The organism is Clostridium sp. CTA-5, from assembly GCF_054768135.1.
Window position 1 is genome coordinate 231849 of the sequence record NZ_BAAAAT010000005.1, and the last position, 18110, is coordinate 249958.

19 protein-coding genes are annotated in these 18110 nt (G+C 28.4%); 18 read left to right on the plus strand and 1 reads right to left on the minus strand.

Annotated features, from left to right (window positions below; genetic code table 11):
* Window positions 1–267 precede the first annotated feature (267 nt).
* The 16 genes from ACYUET_RS11730 (at window position 268) to ACYUET_RS11805 (ending at window position 15266) form a co-directional block, all read left to right on the plus strand.
* Entirely contained in the window at window positions 268–1149 is an 882-nt protein-coding gene (locus tag ACYUET_RS11730) for a YicC/YloC family endoribonuclease (RefSeq protein WP_460279822.1), read from the plus strand.
* A gap of 14 nt (window positions 1150–1163) precedes the next feature.
* Window positions 1164–1433 (plus strand): extracellular matrix/biofilm regulator RemA, encoded by a 270-nt coding sequence (remA, locus tag ACYUET_RS11735; RefSeq protein ID WP_219778856.1) that lies wholly within the window; start codon window positions 1164–1166, stop codon window positions 1431–1433.
* Entirely contained in the window at window positions 1433–2071 is a 639-nt protein-coding gene (gmk, locus tag ACYUET_RS11740; protein ID WP_460279824.1) for a guanylate kinase, read from the plus strand. Before remA ends, gmk begins: the two co-directional genes overlap by 1 nt.
* Complete coding sequence (rpoZ, locus tag ACYUET_RS11745) at window positions 2052–2267, plus strand: DNA-directed RNA polymerase subunit omega (RefSeq protein ID WP_460279826.1); 216 nt, start codon at window positions 2052–2054, stop codon at window positions 2265–2267. The genes gmk and rpoZ overlap by 20 nt, the downstream gene beginning before the upstream one ends.
* 5 nt (window positions 2268–2272) lie before the next feature.
* Window positions 2273–3454, plus strand: a complete 1182-nt coding sequence (coaBC, locus tag ACYUET_RS11750) for a bifunctional phosphopantothenoylcysteine decarboxylase/phosphopantothenate--cysteine ligase CoaBC (RefSeq protein WP_460279827.1) — start codon at window positions 2273–2275, stop codon at window positions 3452–3454.
* 217 nt (window positions 3455–3671) lie between these two features.
* On the plus strand, window positions 3672–5873 hold the full coding sequence (priA, locus tag ACYUET_RS11755; protein WP_460279829.1) for a primosomal protein N': 2202 nt from the start codon (window positions 3672–3674) through the stop codon (window positions 5871–5873).
* A 14-nt stretch (window positions 5874–5887) separates the two neighbouring features.
* A complete protein-coding gene (gene def, locus ACYUET_RS11760; RefSeq protein WP_460279830.1) occupies window positions 5888–6331 on the plus strand; it encodes a peptide deformylase in 444 nt (147 codons plus the stop codon).
* Window positions 6332–6344: 13 nt separating this feature from the next.
* Window positions 6345–7274, plus strand: a complete 930-nt coding sequence (gene fmt, locus ACYUET_RS11765) for a methionyl-tRNA formyltransferase (RefSeq protein ID WP_460279831.1) — start codon at window positions 6345–6347, stop codon at window positions 7272–7274.
* A 12-nt stretch (window positions 7275–7286) separates the two neighbouring features.
* Entirely contained in the window at window positions 7287–7964 is a 678-nt protein-coding gene (locus ACYUET_RS11770; protein ID WP_460279833.1) for a zinc metallopeptidase, read from the plus strand.
* A 16-nt stretch (window positions 7965–7980) separates the two neighbouring features.
* The gene (gene rsmB / locus ACYUET_RS11775) at window positions 7981–9297 is read left to right on the plus strand and encodes a 16S rRNA (cytosine(967)-C(5))-methyltransferase RsmB (RefSeq protein WP_460279835.1); all 1317 of its coding nucleotides are present in this window, start codon (window positions 7981–7983) and stop codon (window positions 9295–9297) included.
* Between the two features lie 16 nt (window positions 9298–9313).
* On the plus strand, window positions 9314–10357 hold the full coding sequence (rlmN, locus tag ACYUET_RS11780) for a dual-specificity RNA methyltransferase RlmN (RefSeq protein ID WP_460279837.1): 1044 nt from the start codon (window positions 9314–9316) through the stop codon (window positions 10355–10357).
* 1 nt (window position 10358) lies between these two features.
* Window positions 10359–11078 carry a Stp1/IreP family PP2C-type Ser/Thr phosphatase gene (locus tag ACYUET_RS11785; protein WP_460279839.1) on the plus strand — a complete coding sequence of 240 codons (720 nt, stop codon included), beginning with the start codon at window positions 10359–10361 and terminating at the stop codon, window positions 11076–11078.
* A gap of 1 nt (window position 11079) precedes the next feature.
* Entirely contained in the window at window positions 11080–12999 is a 1920-nt protein-coding gene (gene pknB, locus ACYUET_RS11790; RefSeq protein WP_460279841.1) for a Stk1 family PASTA domain-containing Ser/Thr kinase, read from the plus strand.
* Window positions 13000–13111: 112 nt separating this feature from the next.
* A complete protein-coding gene (rsgA, locus tag ACYUET_RS11795; protein WP_460279843.1) occupies window positions 13112–13984 on the plus strand; it encodes a ribosome small subunit-dependent GTPase A in 873 nt (290 codons plus the stop codon).
* Window positions 13978–14622: a ribulose-phosphate 3-epimerase gene (gene rpe, locus ACYUET_RS11800; RefSeq protein WP_460279844.1), complete on the plus strand. Its 645-nt coding sequence runs from the start codon at window positions 13978–13980 to the stop codon at window positions 14620–14622. The genes rsgA and rpe overlap by 7 nt, the downstream gene beginning before the upstream one ends.
* Window positions 14623–14630: 8 nt before the next feature.
* A complete protein-coding gene (locus ACYUET_RS11805) occupies window positions 14631–15266 on the plus strand; it encodes a thiamine diphosphokinase (RefSeq protein WP_460279845.1) in 636 nt (211 codons plus the stop codon).
* A gap of 367 nt (window positions 15267–15633) precedes the next feature.
* Here ACYUET_RS11805 and rpmB read toward each other — a convergent pair whose 3' ends face one another.
* A complete protein-coding gene (gene rpmB / locus ACYUET_RS11810; protein ID WP_090090232.1) occupies window positions 15634–15825 on the minus strand; it encodes a 50S ribosomal protein L28 in 192 nt (63 codons plus the stop codon).
* Between the two features lie 199 nt (window positions 15826–16024).
* On the opposite strand from rpmB, the gene ACYUET_RS11815 reads away from it, so the two are divergent.
* Window positions 16025–16375, plus strand: a complete 351-nt coding sequence (locus ACYUET_RS11815) for an Asp23/Gls24 family envelope stress response protein (protein WP_460279847.1) — start codon at window positions 16025–16027, stop codon at window positions 16373–16375.
* Between the two features lie 13 nt (window positions 16376–16388).
* A complete protein-coding gene (locus ACYUET_RS11820; RefSeq protein ID WP_460279848.1) occupies window positions 16389–18035 on the plus strand; it encodes a DAK2 domain-containing protein in 1647 nt (548 codons plus the stop codon).
* Window positions 18036–18110 lie beyond the last annotated feature (75 nt).

Sequence of the window (18110 nt, forward strand, 5' to 3'; positions counted from 1 at the left end):
TATAAAATAAATATGAACAAAATGTGAATAAATAATTGACTAAAAATATATAATTAATTATTATATTTACAGGATATAAGCAGAATTCTTAGTATTAATTGGAGATTGTATTCGATTAAGAAGTAAACTTCGTTAAATATTGCTTGATATTTAATTCTTATATGGAATCTAGAAAGAACTATTCATGAACGCTCAATAGTTATTTATGAATTATAGAATTTTACATATGCTAGTTATGTAATGAAATTCTAAGAGGAGGTGTGATATATGACAAGGAGTATGACCAGTTTTGGAAGGGCTCAAAGCCAAGAGGGTAAAGAATTATGTTTTTCAGTTGAAATGAAAAGTGTTAATCATAGATATTTGGACATAAATATTAGAATGCCTAAATCTATGTTAGCACTAGAAGAGAAAATTAGAAGTGTAATTAATGAGAGATTAAATAGAGGTAAAGTAGATGTTTTTATTAATTATAAAAACTATTCTAAAGGAAATGCTGAACCAATCTTAAATAGTGAGTTAGCTCAAAAGTATTATGATTGTTTAAGAAAAGTACAACAAGAATTAAATTTGGTTGATGATATAACTACTACTAAAATAACGTCATTACCTGAAGTTATTACTTTAGTTGAAAAAGAAGAAAATTTAGATGATATTTTAAATGAAATAAGACCTTTAATAGAAAATTCACTTGATTTAATGGAAGAAATGAGATTAAAAGAAGGAGAAAAATTAAAAGGTGATATTTTAAAAAAATTAAATATTATAGAAGTATATGTTGAAGAAATTGAAGAGATAGCAGATCAGATTCCTAAGACTTATAAACAAAAGCTTGAAGAAAGATTAAAAGATATGTTGATAGGTGTAGAGGTAGATGAATCTAGAATAGCACAAGAAGTAGCAATTTTATCTGATAAAGCAGCGGTTGATGAAGAAATTGTAAGACTTAGAAGTCATTTAAGCCAAGTTAGACAAACTTTAAATTTAGAGGAACCAGTTGGTAGAAAATTAGATTTTATAATTCAAGAAATGAATAGAGAAGTTAATACAATAGGATCAAAATCTACAGATATAGATATGACTAATAAAGTTATAAATATAAAAAACATAATTGAAAAAATAAGAGAACAGGTTCAAAATATAGAGTAATTAGGAGGAAAAAAATGGGAATAAAATTAATAAACATAGGTTTTGGTAATATAGTTTCTGCTAATAGATTAGTTGCTATTGTAAGCCCAGAATCAGCACCAATTAAAAGAATAATACAAGAAGCAAGAGACAGAGGAATGTTAATAGATGCGACCTATGGAAGAAGAACAAGAGCAGTAATAATAACAGATAGTGATCATGTTATTTTATCAGCAGTTCAACCAGAAACTGTAGCACATAGATTAGCTACTAAAGAAGATGTTGTTGATGAGGTTGATGAATAATGAATAAAAAAAAGAGAGGCTTATTGATTGTTATATCAGGACCATCAGGTGCGGGAAAAGGTACAATATGTAAGGAATTAATTAAAAATAATGATAATTTATCTTTATCTGTTTCTGCAACTACACGATCTCCAAGAAATGGAGAAATAGATGGTATTAATTATCATTTTTTATCTAAAGAAGAATTCTTAAGAAGAATTGAAGAAAATGATTTTTTAGAAAGTGCAGAAGTCTATGGAAATTACTATGGAACTCCTAAATCTAATGTTGAAGAAATATTAGAAAGTGGTAAGGATGTTATTTTAGAAATAGATATACAAGGAGCACTAAAAGTAAAAGAAAACACTGAAGAAGGAGTATTTGTATTTATTCTTCCTCCATCTATGGAAGAATTAAAGCAAAGAATTATAAAAAGAGGAAGTGAAACTCCAGAATCTCTTATGAAGAGATTTAAATCTGCATATAAAGAAATAAATTTTGTTTCTAAGTATAATTATGCAGTAGTAAATGATGAAGTTGATGTTGCAGTTTCAAAATTAGAAGCTATAATATTAGCTGAAAAATGTAGAGTAGATAGATTAAAACACAGTATATTAGATTCAAAGGAGGACTTAATACATGAACAACTCTATGATTAATCCATCAATAGTAGACTTATTAACAAAGGTGGAGGACAGATATTCTTTAGTTATTTTAACTTCAAAGAGAGCTAGAGAAATAATTGAAGGTGCAGAACCTTTAGTTAATGTTGATTCCAATAAACCTTTAACAATCGCAATAAATGAAGTAAATGAAGATGCAGTTAAATATGCAAATTCGGAAGAAGGAATTTAAGAAAAATGAAAAAATGTGTTGTATTAGGAGTAAGTGGAGGAATTGCGGTTTATAAAGCTCTTGAGATAGTAAGTTTGCTTAGAAAAAAAGACGTTGAAGTTAGAGTAATAATGACAAAATCAGCTACTGAATTTGTTACACCGCTTTCTTTTCAATCACTTAGTCAAAATATGGTAACTTATGATATGTTTTCTGAACCGAAAGCTTGGGAAATTCAGCATATAAGTTTAGCAGAAAAAGCAGATATTTTTTTAGTAGCACCAGCTACTGCAAATATAATTGGAAAAGTAGCGAATGGTATAGCTGATGATATGCTCTCTACAACTATAATGGCTACTAAAGCAAAGGTTATTTTTGCACCTGCTATGAATACAAATATGTACAATAATCCTATACTTCAAGAAAATATAGAAAAACTTAAGAGTTTAGGATATGAGTTTATAGAACCAGCATCTGGAAGACTTGCTTGTGGTGATATTGGTAAAGGTAAACTTGAAAGTCCAGAAATAATAGTTGACAAAGTAATGTCAGAGTTTGTAAATAAAGATTTACTAGGAAAAAAAGTGTTAGTTACAGCGGGGCCTACTGTATCACCAATAGATCCAGTTAGGTTTATTACTAATAAATCTACTGGTAAAATGGGATATGCAATAGCTAAAGAAGCTAGAGATAGAGGTGCTGATGTTACATTAATATCTGGACCTACAACATTAGACATACCTCAAAATATTAATCTTGTTAAAATTTCAACTAATAGTGAAATGAAAGACGAGATAAATAAATATTTTGGAGATTCCGATATCATAATAAAATCAGCAGCAGTAGCTGATTATAAAATTAAAAAATATAGCACACAAAAGATAAAGAAAGCTGAAGGAGACCTAGAGTTAACTTTCACTAGAGATAGTGATATTTTAATGGAATTAGGAAATAAAAAAAGTAAGCAAATTTTAATTGGTTTTGCAGCAGAAAGTCAAAATTTAAAAGAAAATGCACAAAAGAAACTTTTAAAGAAAAATTTAGATTATATTGTGGCAAATGATATAACAAGCAATGATACTGGCTTTGGCTCAGAGGATAATAAAGTTGTTATTTTATCTAAAGAAGGTAAAGAAATTAAATTAGATAAGATGAGTAAGACTGAAGTTGCTAGAAATTTATTTGATATTATTGTTGGAAAGCGCTAAATTTGCGCTTTCTTCTTATATTAGGCACATTCAAAAAATAATGGACCAGTATGTTCGTATATTTTATGTCATACTGTATCAGCAAATTTAGCTAAAAGATTGGCTATTAACATGAACTTGTTTTCTTGTCTGACATAGAATATACAACTTATCCTAGTGCTATTATTTTATTTTGTGTGGCTTAAATCAAATGCATCTTGAAAAAGGGTGAATTTATATGGGCATTTATGCTGAAATAATTATAAATAGTGATGCAAACGAGGTTGATAGACCTTTTACCTATAAAATTCCTGATGAACTTTTTGATAAAGTTAATATTGGATTTAGAGTTAAGGTACCATTTGGAAGAGGTAATAGGATCATTGATGGTTTTGTATTTTCAATTTTAACAGAAGAAGTAGATTTAAAATATAGAGTTAAAAATATTATAAGTTGTTCTGATGATAAAGCTATTTTAACTAATAGCGATATTGAACTTATTAAGTTTTTAAGAGAAAAATATCTTTGTAAATTTATTGATGCTATAAGATTATTAATTCCAGTTGGAATTATGAAGGGATCTAAAAATAAGAAAAAGATAGTGATATTTACAGAAAAACCGTTAAATGAAGAAAAATTTAAAAAAGAAAATTATATAAATCTTTATAATTTTATATCTTTAAATGAAGGTATCTTTACCAAAACTGAATTAACTAAAGAAAAAGGGTTTTCACTTTATTCTTTAAATAATTTAATAAAGAATGGTTTCTTAAAATGTGAAGAAAAAGTAGTATTTAGATATAATGTCCGTAATTATGATAAAGATATATCAAAAGTATTAAATGATGAACAAACACATGCATTAAATACAATTTTGAATGGAGATAATTTAAAATATTTAATAAAGGGAGTTACAGGTTCTGGAAAAACGGAAGTTTATATGAACTTAGTAAATGAAACTTTAAAAAAAGGCAAAAGTTGTATAGTTTTAGTTCCAGAAATATCTTTAACACCTCAAATGATTGAAAGGTTTAAAGGTCGATTTGGTAGTAATATTGCACTTTTCCATAGTAGACTTTCTGATGGGGAAAGGTTTGATGAATGGTATAGAATTAAGCAAGGAAAAGCTAAGCTTGTTATTGGTGCAAGAAGTGCACTTTTCTTACCAATGAATGATTTAGGATTAATAATAATAGATGAAGAACATGAATCAAGTTATAAGTCTGAACAAAATCCTAAATATCATACAATTGAAGTAGCAGAGTTTATAAGTCAAATGAAAAAGTGTAAATTAGTCTTAGGTTCAGCTACTCCAAGTGTTGAAAGTTATTATAAAGCATTAAAAGGTGAATATACATTAATAGAGATGACTAAAAGAGTTAATATGAGAAAAATGCCTAAATTTGATATAATAGATATGAGAGAAGAATTAAAGGCTAACAATCTTTCTTTATTTAGTAGAAAACTTTACAATGCTATTGATATGAATTTAAAGGATAAGAATCAAATAATCTTATTTTTAAATAGAAGAGGATTATCTACTTTTGTTTCATGCAGAAGTTGTGGTTATGTGTTTAAATGTCCAGAATGTGATGTTTCTATGACTTACCACAAAAATGGATATTTAATATGTCATTATTGTGGTAGAGCGGAAAAGGTTGCTAAGGTGTGTCCTAAATGTAAAAGTAAATATGTCAAATTTTTTGGAGCTGGAACTGAAAGAGTTGAATTAGAAGTTAAAAAATATTTTCCTAAAGCTAAGGTGTTGAGAATGGATGTGGATACAACAAGACATAAAAATTCACATGAATCTATTTATAACTCATTTAAAAAAGGTGAGGGTGATATTTTAGTAGGGACTCAAATGATTGCTAAAGGTTTAGATTTCCCTAATGTTACTTTGGTTGGAGTATTAGCGGCTGACATTTCAATAAACATTCCTGATTATAGATCTGGAGAAAGAACATTTCAAATAATTACTCAAGTTGCAGGAAGAGCAGGAAGAGGAGAAAAAGAAGGGAAAGTTATAGTTCAAACTTATAATCCAGAGCATTATAGTATAAAATATGCGAAAGAAGAAGATTATGAATCTTTATTTAAAGAAGAGTTAACTTTGCGAAAAGTTATGAATAATCCACCTTTTGGAAAAATACTTTTAATTAATGCTTCTAGTAGGTTTGAAGAAAAATTAAAGAACTTTATGTATAATTTAGGAGAAGAATTGGAAAAATTAATAAACGAGAAAGATTTAACGTTATTAGGCCCAGTACCATGCGTAATTACCAAATTAAAGGAAAAATATCGTTGGCAAATACTTATAAAAGGAAATTTAACTGATAATTTTAACAAAAAAGTAAAAGAGACACTTTATCTATTAAATAAGAGTGTATATAATGAAATAAGGGTTAGTATCGATATAAACCCAAATAATATGACTTAGGGGGAACAATTAAAATGGCATTAAGAAATGTAAGAAAATTTGGAGATCCAATCTTAAGAAAGAAATGTAGAGAAGTTGAAAATATTGATGATAGACTAGTAACTTTAATTAAAGATATGTTTGAAACAATGTATGATGCAGATGGTGTTGGTTTAGCTGCACCACAAGTAGGAATACTAAAAAGATTATTTGTTATAGATATTGGAGAAGGTCCTTTGGTATTTGTAAATCCTGAAATATTAGAAACAGAAGGAATACAAGTAGATGAAGAAGGCTGTTTAAGTTTACCAGGTGAAACAGCACCAGTAAAAAGACCTAAATTTGTTAGAGCTAGAGCATTAAATGAAAAAGGCGAAGAGTTCGAAATAGAAGCTGAAGACCTTTTAGCAAGAGCTATATGTCATGAGTATGATCATTTAAATGGAACTCTATTTGTAGATAGAGCCAAAAGAAAATAGGAGGCCATAATAAATGAAAGTAGTATTTATGGGAACACCAGATTTTGCAGTTCCATCGTTGAAAAAGATAATAGAAACATATGATGTTAAAGCTGTAATAACTCAACCAGATAAGCCAAAAGGTAGAGGTAAGAAAATGGCTTATTCGGCTGTAAAGGAAGAAGCATTAAAATATGATATTCCAATCTATCAGCCTATAAAGCTTAAAGAAGATAGAGAATTAATTAATAAATTAAAAGAAATAAATCCAGACTTTATCATTGTAGTTGCATTTGGACAAATTTTAACAAAAGAGGTATTGGATATACCGAAATATGGTTGCATAAATCTACATGCATCACTTCTTCCTATGTATAGGGGTGCAGCACCACTAAATTGGGCTATAATAAAAGGTGAAAAAATGTCAGGAAATACTACTATGCTGATGGATGTAGGTTTAGATACAGGAGATATGCTTCTTAAAGATGAAGTTGAAATAAGTAATGACATGACAAGTGGAGAATTACATGATATTTTAATGATAAGAGGAGCAAATCTTTTAATTAAAACTATGGAAGGACTTTATAAAGGTGAAATAAATCCTATAAAGCAAAATGATAAAACTTTTTATGCAAAGATGCTTGATAAGGAATTAGCCAATATAAATTGGTCAGAAAGTGCAAAAGATATTCATAATCTTGTAAGAGGTTTAAGCCCTTGGCCAATTGCTTATACACAATATAAGGGTGAAAGAATGAAAATATATAAAACAAAGGTTTTAGAAGAGCAAACAGCCAAAGTTCCAGGAACTATAGTTGATGTAACAAAAGATGGAATAAAGGTTGCTTGTAAAGAAAAAGTAATTCTTATAGAAAAAGTACAATTCCCTAATGGTAAGCCACTTACTATAGCACAATACATAAATGGTAATAGTATAGAAAAGGGTATTATTTTAGGAATATAGGAGGGAAAAATTATGTTTTATTTTGATCCTACAATGATAATATTACTTCCTGCAATAATAATTGCTTTTTGGGCACAAAATAAGGTTAATTCTGCCTATAACAAGTATAGTAAAGTAAGAACAATGAATGGTTATACTGGTCAACAGGTAGCCAGGATGATGTTAGATGAAGCAGGTCTTTGGGATATTTCAATAGAAGTTATAAATTCTAAATTAGGAGATCATTATGATCCTTCAAGTAGAGTTTTAAGATTATCACCAGAAGTTTATTCAGGTCAAACAATAGCGTCAGCTGGTATTGCAGCACATGAAGTAGGGCATGCGATGCAACATAAAGAGGCATATAAGCCTTTAGTAGTAAGAAATTCAATTGTACCAGTTGTTAATATTAGTTCAAGTGCTTCATGGATTTTATTTTTTATAGGGATATTAATGGGATTTAAAGGTTTAGTGACTTTAGGAATAGTATTATTTTCAGGAGCTGTAATTTTTCAATTAATTACATTACCTGTTGAATTTAATGCATCAAGTAGAGCGTTAAATATATTAAAATCCAGAAATATTTTATATAATGATGAAGTTAATGGAGCAACAAAAGTTTTGGATGCAGCAGCTATGACTTATGTTGCAGCCGCATTAATGTCAATATCACAATTAATTAGACTTATTGCAATTAGTAATAGAGATTAAGTAAAAGAGGTAGTATATGAATTGTAGAAATTTAGCAGTAAAAATATTAAAAAGAGTTATAAATGAAGGAGCGTATTCAAATATAGTTATTTCAAAAGAATTAAGTAATTCAGATTTATCTGAAAAGGATAAAGCATTATTAACAGAAATAGTATATGGAGTTTTAAGAAGAAAGAAAACACTTGATATAATTATTTCCAATTTTGTAAAAGATATTAAAATAATGGATAATGATGTTTTAAATATATTAAGAGTAGCAATATATCAAATGGCATTCTTAGATAAGATACCAAGTTATGCAGCTTGTAATGAAGCTGTTGATGATGCGAAAAATATATCTGAAGATGCATCTAAACTTGTAAATGGTATACTTAGAAACTATACTAAAAATCCAGATGATATTAAAGTTGAAGGTAATAAAATTGATGAATATGCATATAAATTTTCATTTGAACCTTGGATGATAAGACTTTTAATTAAACAATATGGAGAAGAAGTAGGAAAAAGAATATTAGCAGGACTGAATCAAACGCCTAAAATTAGTGTTAGAGTGAATGACATTAAATGTAATTATGATGATGTTTATGATGAATTAGATGAAATGGGATATTGTATTGAGGAAGGTTTTGTTTGTCCTGAAGCTATTTCTATTAAGGGTGGAAGTTCAATTCAAGAAAATCCTTTATTTAAAGATGGTAAAATTACAGTACAAGATGAAAGTGCTATGTTAGTTGCACCATTACTTGAATTAGAACAAAATATGAGAGTTTTAGATTTATGTAGTGCACCAGGAGGAAAAACAACTCATATATCAGAAATAATGGAGAATACAGGAGAAGTATTAGCTTTTGATGTTCATGATTCTAAGTTAGCTTTAATAGAAGAAAATTGCGAAAGACTAGGAGTTACTAATGTAAAAGTCCAATTAGGGGATGCAACTAAGTTAGATCCTAAACTTATATCTTCTGCAGATAGAGTATTAATAGATGTTCCATGTTCTGGAATAGGTATAATAAGAAAAAAACCTGAAATAAAATGGAATAAAAAAAGAACTGATTTAAGAGAAATTATTCCTATTCAAAGAGAGATAATGAAAAATGCATGGGAATATTTAAAAACAGGTGGAATCATGATATATTCAACTTGTACTCTTAATAAAGAAGAAAATGAGGAAAATATAGAGTGGTTTTTAAATGCTAATAAAGATTGCAAAATAAAGAAAATTTTCATAGGTAAGCAAGATAATTTAGTTTATAATAGGGATGGTTCATTAACTATAATGCCTAATGAAAATATGGATGGATTCTTTGTTGCAAAATTAGAAAAGCAATAACATAGTAGGTGAATAAATGAGAAATTTATTAGATTACACTCTAGAAGAACTTATGTTATGGATGAAAGAAAATAATGAAAGTTCTTTTAGAGCAAAGCAAATAATTTCATGGATATATAAAGGAATTAAAGATTTTAAGGATATGAAAAACATATCTAAATCTTTAATTAATAAACTTGAAGAAAATTTTGAAATTAGTTTTCCTAAAATAGAGGAAGTCTATAAATCTAATATTGATGGCACTGAAAAATTTCTATTAAAATTTTCAGATGGAAATTTAATAGAGAGTGTACTTATGAGATATAAACATGGAAATTCTATATGTATATCAACTCAAGTAGGTTGTAGAATGGGATGTAAATTCTGTGCATCAACAATTGATGGAAGAGTTAGGAATTTAACAGCTGGGGAAATTTTATCTGAGATAATTGTAGTACAGGATTATATTGGAGAAAGAATATCAAATGTTGTTTTAATGGGAAGTGGAGAACCGTTGGACAACTATGATAATGTTACGAAATTTTTAGATTTAGTTTGTGCAGATTATGGATTAAATATAGGTCAAAGGCATATAACATTATCTACTTGTGGTATAGTTCCTAAAATATATGAACTTGCAGATAAAAACTTAAGTATTACTTTAGCAATATCACTTCATGCATTCAGTGATGAAAAAAGAAAAGAAATTATGCCTATAGCTAATAAATATAGTATAGAAGAAATTTTAGAAGCTTGTAGATATTTTATTAATAAGACAAATAGAAGAGTTACTTTTGAATATGCCTTAGTAAGAGGAATTAATGATACTAAAGAAGATGCCAAAGCTTTAGGTAAATTATTAAAGGGATTACTTTGTCATGTTAATTTAATACCAGTTAATGAAATAAAGGAAAGCTTCTTTAAAAGATCTTCTAAAGAATCTATACAAAATTTTTCAAATGTATTAAAAAACCTAGGAGTAGAGGTAACTGTAAGGCGAGAAATGGGAAGCGATATTAATGCAGCTTGTGGACAACTTAGACGTAGTTATATAAATACCCAAAAGATAGGGGGAGAATAAATTGGTTGGCTTAGTTAGTGATGTAGGATTAAAAAGAACTTTAAATGAAGATTTTACTATTTATTTAGAAAAAGAAGATTTTAAAATATACGTAGTTGCAGATGGGATGGGTGGACATAATGCTGGTGAAGTGGCTAGCAAAATGGCAGCAGAACAAATTGTAAAATATGTAGAGGAAAAGTTTTTTTCTATAACTAAAGAAGAATTAATTGAATCGGCAATTCAAAAATCAAATGAATTAATTTTTGAATACTCAAAGACTAATGAAACTCTAAATGGAATGGGGACTACAGTTACTGCTTGTTTAATAACTAAAGATTTTATTCATATTGCAAATGTAGGAGATAGTTCGTGCTTAGCAGTAAAAGATAGAAAAATCACAAAGATAACAAAAGATCATTCTTTAGTACAAGAATTGATAGATAGTGGAAGTATAACAGAAGAAGATGCAATAAATCATCCTAAAAAAAATATAATAACAAGAGCATTAGGAACTAGTAGAAAAGTAGACGTAGATATTTTCCCATTAAAAAACAATGAATATGATTTATATATTTTATGTTCAGATGGACTTACAAATGAATTAACAAATGAAGAAATATTGTCTATAATTAATGAGGAAAATGATTATACTAATGCAGCTAATAGATTGGTAAATTTGGCGAAAGAAAAAGGTGGGAGAGATAACATAACCGTATTGTTGTTTGGAGGAGAGATGTAACATGAAGGGTATTATATTAGGTAATAGATATGAATTGCTTGAAAAAATAGGCGAAGGTGGAATGTCTGAAGTTTTTAAAGCAAGATGTAACAAATTAAATAGATTTGTAGCAGTTAAAATTCTTAAAAAAGAGTTTTGTAATAATGCTGATATTGTTGAAAAGTTTAAAGGAGAAGCTACTGCAATTGCTACTTTATCCGATAACAATATTGTAAATATATTAGATGTAGGAACACAAGATGATTTAAATTATATAGTTATGGAGTTAGTTGATGGTAAAACATTAAAAGATATCATAAATAAATTTGGTAAAATGAATTATGAAAAAGCTATAGTAACAGCTATACAAATAGCGAAAGCATTAGATTGTGCGCATAGGAACAAAATAATTCATAGGGATGTTAAACCACAAAATATTTTAGTTGCTGAAAATGGTACAATTAAAGTAACTGATTTTGGAATAGCTAAATCAACCTCCTCATCAACTATTACTAATACTAGCACTATAATGGGATCAGCTCATTATCTTTCTCCAGAACAAGCCAAAGGAAGCTTTATAGATTATAGAACGGATTTATATTCACTAGGAGTTGTATTATATGAAATGGTTACAGGTGTTCTACCATTCCAAGCAGATACTGCTGTAACTATTGCATTAAAGCATTTACAAGAAAGTGTTATACCACCTAAAAATCTTAATTCAAAAATACCAGACAGTTTAAATAAGTTAATATTAAAATGTATGGAAAAAGATCCTAATAAAAGGTATCAAACTGCTAAAGAAGTAATATTAGATCTTGAAAAGATAAAAGAAAATCCTAATGCTATAATAGATAGTGTTGCAGATAACGAACATACAATAATAATGTCAGCAGTAACAGAAGAAATGTCAAAACAATCTAATTTAAATAATAGTGATTATGAAGAAGATGATGATTACTATTATGATGATGATTATGAAGATGATGATGAACCAAAATCAAAAAAAATTAATAAGAAAAATATTATGAAAATTGGAATGGCAATAGGAGGCGTAGTACTTCTAATATTATTGTGTATGGGATTATTTACATTATTTAGTTCAGCAGGTGCGAATAAAGAGGTAGAAGTTCCTAATATTGTAGGTAGTACATTAGATGAAGCAAAAACTAAACTTGAAGGTATGGATTTAGTTTTAGTAGATGCTGGAACTGAAAAAAGTGATCAACCAGAAGGAACAATCATAAAAATAGATCCTAAAGAAGGAACTAAAGTAAAGGTGAAAAGTAAAGTTAGAGTTATTGTAAGTTCGGGTGAAACTAAGGTTAAAATGCCTGATTTAAGAGAAGATGATTTAGATACAGCTAAAAAGATTTTAGAATCACTTGGCTTAAAGATAGATAATACTACAGAAGAATATAGTAATGATATTCCAAAAGGACAAATAATAAGTCAAAATCCAAGTAAAGATACAGAGATAACTACATCTACAAAGGTTTCGGTAGTTATAAGTAAGGGATCAGAGGTGAAATATTCAACTGTTCCTAGTGTTACAGGATTAACTTTGGATGAAGCAAAAGTTAAACTTGAAAATGCAAAATTAAAAGTTTCAATTGTAGAAAAAGAAACAGATGATGAGTCTAATAATGGTAAAGTATTATCACAATCTAATGAAGGTGGTAATGTAAAACAATGGAGTACAGTTACAATTACTGTTGGTAAATATGTAAAACCAGAACCTAAACCAGAACCAATTACTCCACCACAAGAGACACCTGGAACAAATACACCTGGAACAAATACACCTGGAGGAACAACACCTGGTAATAATAACAATAATAATAAACCAGGTACTACCCCTCCAATATCTGAAGATCAAGCAGAAAACCAAGATGTACCAACTCAAGGTCCAGGAAAAATGACTAACAATAAACCACATTAATAATAATAGAGAGGCAAGGGGTAAAACCAACCTCTCTTTTTTATAAAAGTTGAATTATTTATAAAATTTTGTTTATTATAGTAATAAGAAAAATTTAATTATGGAGGAATGTATGAAGGGAAAAATAATAAAAGGAATAGCTGGATTTTACTATGTAAAAGTTGGTGATAAATTAATAGAATGTAAAGCAAGAGGGAAATTTAGACATAAAGATATTAAACCAATGGTTGGAGATAACGTTATTATAAAACTTGAAAATGGTAAAGGTGTTATTGAAGAGATTAGTGAAAGAACTTCTAAATTAGTTAGACCAGCTGTTGCTAACATATCATTAGCATTTGTGGTATTTGCAATTAAAAATCCTGATATAAATTTCGACTTATTAAATAGGTTTTTGGTTTTATGTGAGTATAATAATATTGAAGCTATAGTTTGTTTAAATAAGGTGGATTTAGTATCAGAAGAAGAAAGAGAAGAAATTAAGAATAAAATTAATGATATAGGATATGAAGTGTTATACATAAATGCTAAAGAAGGACTAGGTATAGAGCTTCTTAAAGATAGAATTAATGGAAATATAACAGTTTTATGTGGTCCATCAGGTGCAGGAAAATCTACTTTAATTAATAAACTTACATCTAAAGAACATATGCAAACAGGAACTGTTAGTGAAAAAATAGGAAGAGGTAAGCATACAACAAGGCACAGCGAATTAATAGAGGTTGCAGATGGGTATATTGTTGATACACCAGGTTTTTCAACTTTAGAGGTAAAGGAACTTATGAGTAAAGAGGAGTTGAAATACTGTTTCCCAGAATTTGAAGAACATAATGAAAGTTGTAAATATAGGGGTTGTTTGCATAATAAAGAACCTCAATGTGCAATAAAAAAAGATGTAGAAGAAGGTAAAATCAATAAATACAGGTATGAATTTTATATAAGAACATTAGAAGAAATAATAGAGGGGGAAAAAAATAAATGGTAAAAGTAGCACCATCAATATTATCAGCAGATTTTTCAAAATTAGGAGAGGATATAGCAAGAATAGATAAAGCAGGAGCAGATTTTATTCATATAGATGTTATGGATGGGTCTTTTGTACCTAATATATCGTTTGGTTTTCCAGTTATAAAAGCTATAAGAAATAAAACTAAAAAAGTTTTTGATGTGCATTTAATGATAGAAAATCCATCAAAATATATAGATGAATTTATAGCAGCAGGAGCAGACATTATAACTGTGCATTATGAGGCAGATAAACACATTGATAGAACAATTCAATATATTAAATCAAAAGGAAAAAAAGCGGCTGTTTCATTAAATCCTGGAACACCAACAATAGTATTAAAAGATTTAATACCTCAATTAGATATGGTTTTAATAATGTCTGTAAATCCTGGATTTGGGGGTCAAAAGTTTATTCCATATGCTTTAGAAAAAATTAAAGAAGTAAAGGAATTAAGTAAGACATTAAATCCATCATTATTAATACAGGTAGATGGAGGAGTTGATTCTTCTAATGTAAAATCAGTAATTGAAGCAGGAGCCAATGTAATAGTAGCTGGTTCAGCAGTATTCAATAGTGGTAATATAGAAGAGAACATAAATGCCTTAAGGGGGTAACTAACAAAATGAGAGTAATAATTGTAAGTGGAGGCAATCCCCCATCTAAAGAGCTTTTAGAGAATTATATTAAAGATAAAGATTTTATTATAGCAGCAGATAAAGGTGGAGAGTGTCTTTTAAATTATGGAATTACTCCGAATGTGCTTCTTGGAGATTTTGATTCAATGAAAAAAGAAGTTTTAAAAGAACTTGAAAATAAAGTAAATGAAGTTATACAATATCCACCAGAAAAAGACTTTACTGATACAGAAATTGCACTTTTAGAGTCAATAAAAAGAGGTGGAGATAAAATATATTTATTTGGAGCAACAGGTACGAGGTTAGATCATACACTAGGGAATATAGGATTACTTTTAAATGCAAAAAAGAAAGGTGTATATCTTGAAATTATAGACAATAATAACAGAATGTATTTAGGTGATAAAAAGATAACGCTGTTTGGAAAATATGGAGAAAACATATCTTTTCATGCTTTATCTGATGAAGTGAAGTCTTTAAAAATAAAAGGCGCTAAGTATAACTTGTTAGAATGTGATGTACCATTGCTCGCGCCAAGGGCAATATGTAATGAATTTATAGATACTCCAATTGAGGTTGAGTATAAAGAAGGAGAATTATTAATATTACATTCTTTTGATTAAATTTTTATAAAAGAAAAAATAATTTTGTAATTTAAATTAGTTATTTATTTAGAGATGTCTTAAGTATACTTTTTTTACTTTAAGATAATAATAGAAATAGTATTTCAATCTGTATTTATTGAATTTATTTTTATATAAAATGATAAAAACAGGAACATTTTTATCATTTATGAATATTAATATATTAAGAGTATTTATATATTAATTTTCAGGAGGACTAGAATGAAGATTGTAGCATTTAAATTACCTAGATTTTTTTCAAGTATAATAAAATTCTTTAGAAAAAATAAATAGAGTATACATATAACTCTAAAAATAAGAAAAATAAAAAATGCAATTGGGATAACAATTGCATTTTTTATTTGAACTATATTGCTCTTTGAACCTTACCAGATCTAAGGCATCTTGTACATACATGAACAGTTTTTGGTGTTCCGTTAACTAAAGCCTTTACTTTCTTTATGTTAGGAGCCCAAGTTCTCTTTGATTGACGATGTGAATGGCTGAATTGTACACCAGATACAACACCTTTATCACAAATTTCGCATCTTCTTGCCACTAGAAAACACCTCCTTATATTGTAAAGATAATTATCTTCAATAGGACAGAATGAATTATATCACATAAAGTATAAAGGATGCAAGTTAATTTTTAAAAGAAAAGGCAATAATATTATTATTTAAAGAGATATTTCTTGAATAAAATACCGTTCTAATATAGAATATACAATAAGGATATAATATTTAGGAGGAATAGCAATGGTTGGATTTTCAAACGAAAATGGTAATATAAGTTATTCAGAAGAAGTCTTAGCTAAAATTGTTGGATTATCAACAATGGAATGTTATGGTGTAGTTGGCATGGTTTCTAAAAATGCTACTGATGGATTTTGGGAGCTTATGCGTATAGAAAACTTGAGCAAAGGTGTAAAATTAAAATTAATAGAAGAAAATAGATTACAAGTAGAGTTATTTGTTATGGTTGAATATGGAACGAAAATATCTGTTATAGCTAATAATATAATTCAAAAAGTTCGTTATAGTGTTGAGAATTACACAGGGTTAAAGGTTTCATCAATAACAGTAAATGTTCAAGCGGTAAGAGTCTAGGAGGTTAAATTAGATGGAATTTAAAAAAATAAATGGCCATGATTTTTATAACATGGTTGTAAATGCTAGCAATAGATTATTAGAACAAAGTGATTTCGTAAATGCTTTAAATGTATTTCCTGTACCCGATGGTGACACAGGAACAAATATGTCAATGACTTTTAAAGCGGCAGTTAAAGAAATAGAAAATATAAATTCTAGTTCAATTGGAGAAATATCTAAAAAGTTAGCAAAAGGTGCACTTATGGGTGCAAGAGGAAACTCTGGAGTTATTTTATCTCAAATACTAAGAGGATTTTCTAAAGGTTTAGATGGTAAAGGTGAAGTAGACCCAACTGAATTTGCAATTGGCTTTTTTGAAGGGTGTAATGCAGCTTATAAAGCAGTTATGAGACCAACAGAGGGAACTATACTTTCAGTAATAAGAGCAGCGTCAGAGGCAGCAGTGGCTTCTAATGCTGGTGATATTGTAACTTTAATGAAAGAAGTAAATAAAGAAGCTAAAATAATGCTTGATAAAACACCAGAATTATTACCAGCTTTAAAGAAAGCAAAAGTAGTAGATTCCGGTGGTATGGGACTTTATATTATACTTGAAGGTATGCTTGAAGCATTAACAGAAGGAATTGAAGCGGAAATCAAAGACATAAATATTAGTTCAGAAGGTCAAAAAGTTGGGGCGCAGTCAATAGAAGACATAGATATTAAATTTGGATATTGCACTGAGTTTATAATACTTGGAGATGCAAAGAGAGCAAAAGAATTTCAAGATAAGATAGAGTCTCTAGGAGATTCTATGATTGTTGTTGGATATGAAGATGTAATTAAGGTGCATATTCATACTAATGATCCAGGATTAGTTTTATCTCATGCTGTAAAAATAGGTGAATTATCAAAAATTAAAATTGATAATATGAGAGAAGAGCATAGAGAATTGTTATCTGAAACTGAAGAATCTAATGAAAAATTGGTAGATGATATAGCTGTAGATAAGGCTGAACATAAAAAGTATGCATTTATAACTGTGGCAATGGGAGATGGGCTTGTAAAGATATTTAAAGATTCAGGTGTTGATTATGTTATAGAGGGTGGTCAAACAATGAATCCATCTACTCAAGATATATTAGACTGTATTGATAAATTAAGTGCTGATAATATTTTTATAATGCCAAATAATAAAAATATAATTATGGCAGCTAATCAAGCAGCAGAAATCTCTGATAAAAATATAATAGTAATACCTACAACAACTATTCCACAAGGTATTGCATGTATAACTATGTTTAATCCAGAACATGAAGTTGATGAAAATGTTGAAGAATTAAATGAAATTATAAAATCAGTAAAAACAGGTTCTGTAACTTATGCTGTTAGAGATACTGAAATTGATGGAATAGAAATTAAAGAAGGAAACATGCTAGGTCTAATAGAAGGTAAAATTAAAGAAGTAGGAGAAGATTCAATATCTGTTGCTAAAAAAGTTTTACAAGATATGTTAGATGACGAAAGTGAATTAGTTAGTATTTACTATGGTGAAGAAATGGAAGAAGATAAGGTTAATGAGTTTATAAGTGAATTAGAAGATGAATATGGTGATTTAGATATTCAAGCTTACAAAGGAAATCAACCTTTATACTATTTCTTAATGTCAGTAGAATAAGGCATAATCAAAAAATAATAAGTTCATATGCCAAATCTATTTTTCATTATACTGCGTCAGTAGATTTGTCTAATG

Bases quoted from the DNA above. Each gene is read 5' to 3' on its own strand.
- fmt (WP_460279831.1), top strand. From the start codon at position 6,345: ATGAAAGTAGTATTTATGGGAACACCAGATTTTGCAGTTCCATCGTTG.
- rsmB (WP_460279835.1), top strand. From the start codon at position 7,981: ATGAATTGTAGAAATTTAGCAGTAAAAATATTAAAAAGAGTTATAAAT.
- ACYUET_RS11820 (WP_460279848.1), top strand. From the start codon at position 16,389: ATGGAATTTAAAAAAATAAATGGCCATGATTTTTATAACATGGTTGTA.
- rlmN (WP_460279837.1), top strand. From the start codon at position 9,314: ATGAGAAATTTATTAGATTACACTCTAGAAGAACTTATGTTATGGATG.
- rpe (WP_460279844.1), top strand. From the start codon at position 13,978: ATGGTAAAAGTAGCACCATCAATATTATCAGCAGATTTTTCAAAATTA.
- rpoZ (WP_460279826.1), top strand. From the start codon at position 2,052: ATGAACAACTCTATGATTAATCCATCAATAGTAGACTTATTAACAAAG.
- priA (WP_460279829.1), top strand. From the start codon at position 3,672: ATGGGCATTTATGCTGAAATAATTATAAATAGTGATGCAAACGAGGTT.
- gmk (WP_460279824.1), top strand. From the start codon at position 1,433: ATGAATAAAAAAAAGAGAGGCTTATTGATTGTTATATCAGGACCATCA.
- ACYUET_RS11805 (WP_460279845.1), top strand. From the start codon at position 14,631: ATGAGAGTAATAATTGTAAGTGGAGGCAATCCCCCATCTAAAGAGCTT.
- ACYUET_RS11770 (WP_460279833.1), top strand. From the start codon at position 7,287: ATGTTTTATTTTGATCCTACAATGATAATATTACTTCCTGCAATAATA.
- coaBC (WP_460279827.1), top strand. From the start codon at position 2,273: ATGAAAAAATGTGTTGTATTAGGAGTAAGTGGAGGAATTGCGGTTTAT.
- remA (WP_219778856.1), top strand. From the start codon at position 1,164: ATGGGAATAAAATTAATAAACATAGGTTTTGGTAATATAGTTTCTGCT.
- ACYUET_RS11730 (WP_460279822.1), top strand. From the start codon at position 268: ATGACAAGGAGTATGACCAGTTTTGGAAGGGCTCAAAGCCAAGAGGGT.
- rsgA (WP_460279843.1), top strand. From the start codon at position 13,112: ATGAAGGGAAAAATAATAAAAGGAATAGCTGGATTTTACTATGTAAAA.
- ACYUET_RS11815 (WP_460279847.1), top strand. From the start codon at position 16,025: ATGGTTGGATTTTCAAACGAAAATGGTAATATAAGTTATTCAGAAGAA.
- def (WP_460279830.1), top strand. From the start codon at position 5,888: ATGGCATTAAGAAATGTAAGAAAATTTGGAGATCCAATCTTAAGAAAG.
- pknB (WP_460279841.1), top strand. From the start codon at position 11,080: ATGAAGGGTATTATATTAGGTAATAGATATGAATTGCTTGAAAAAATA.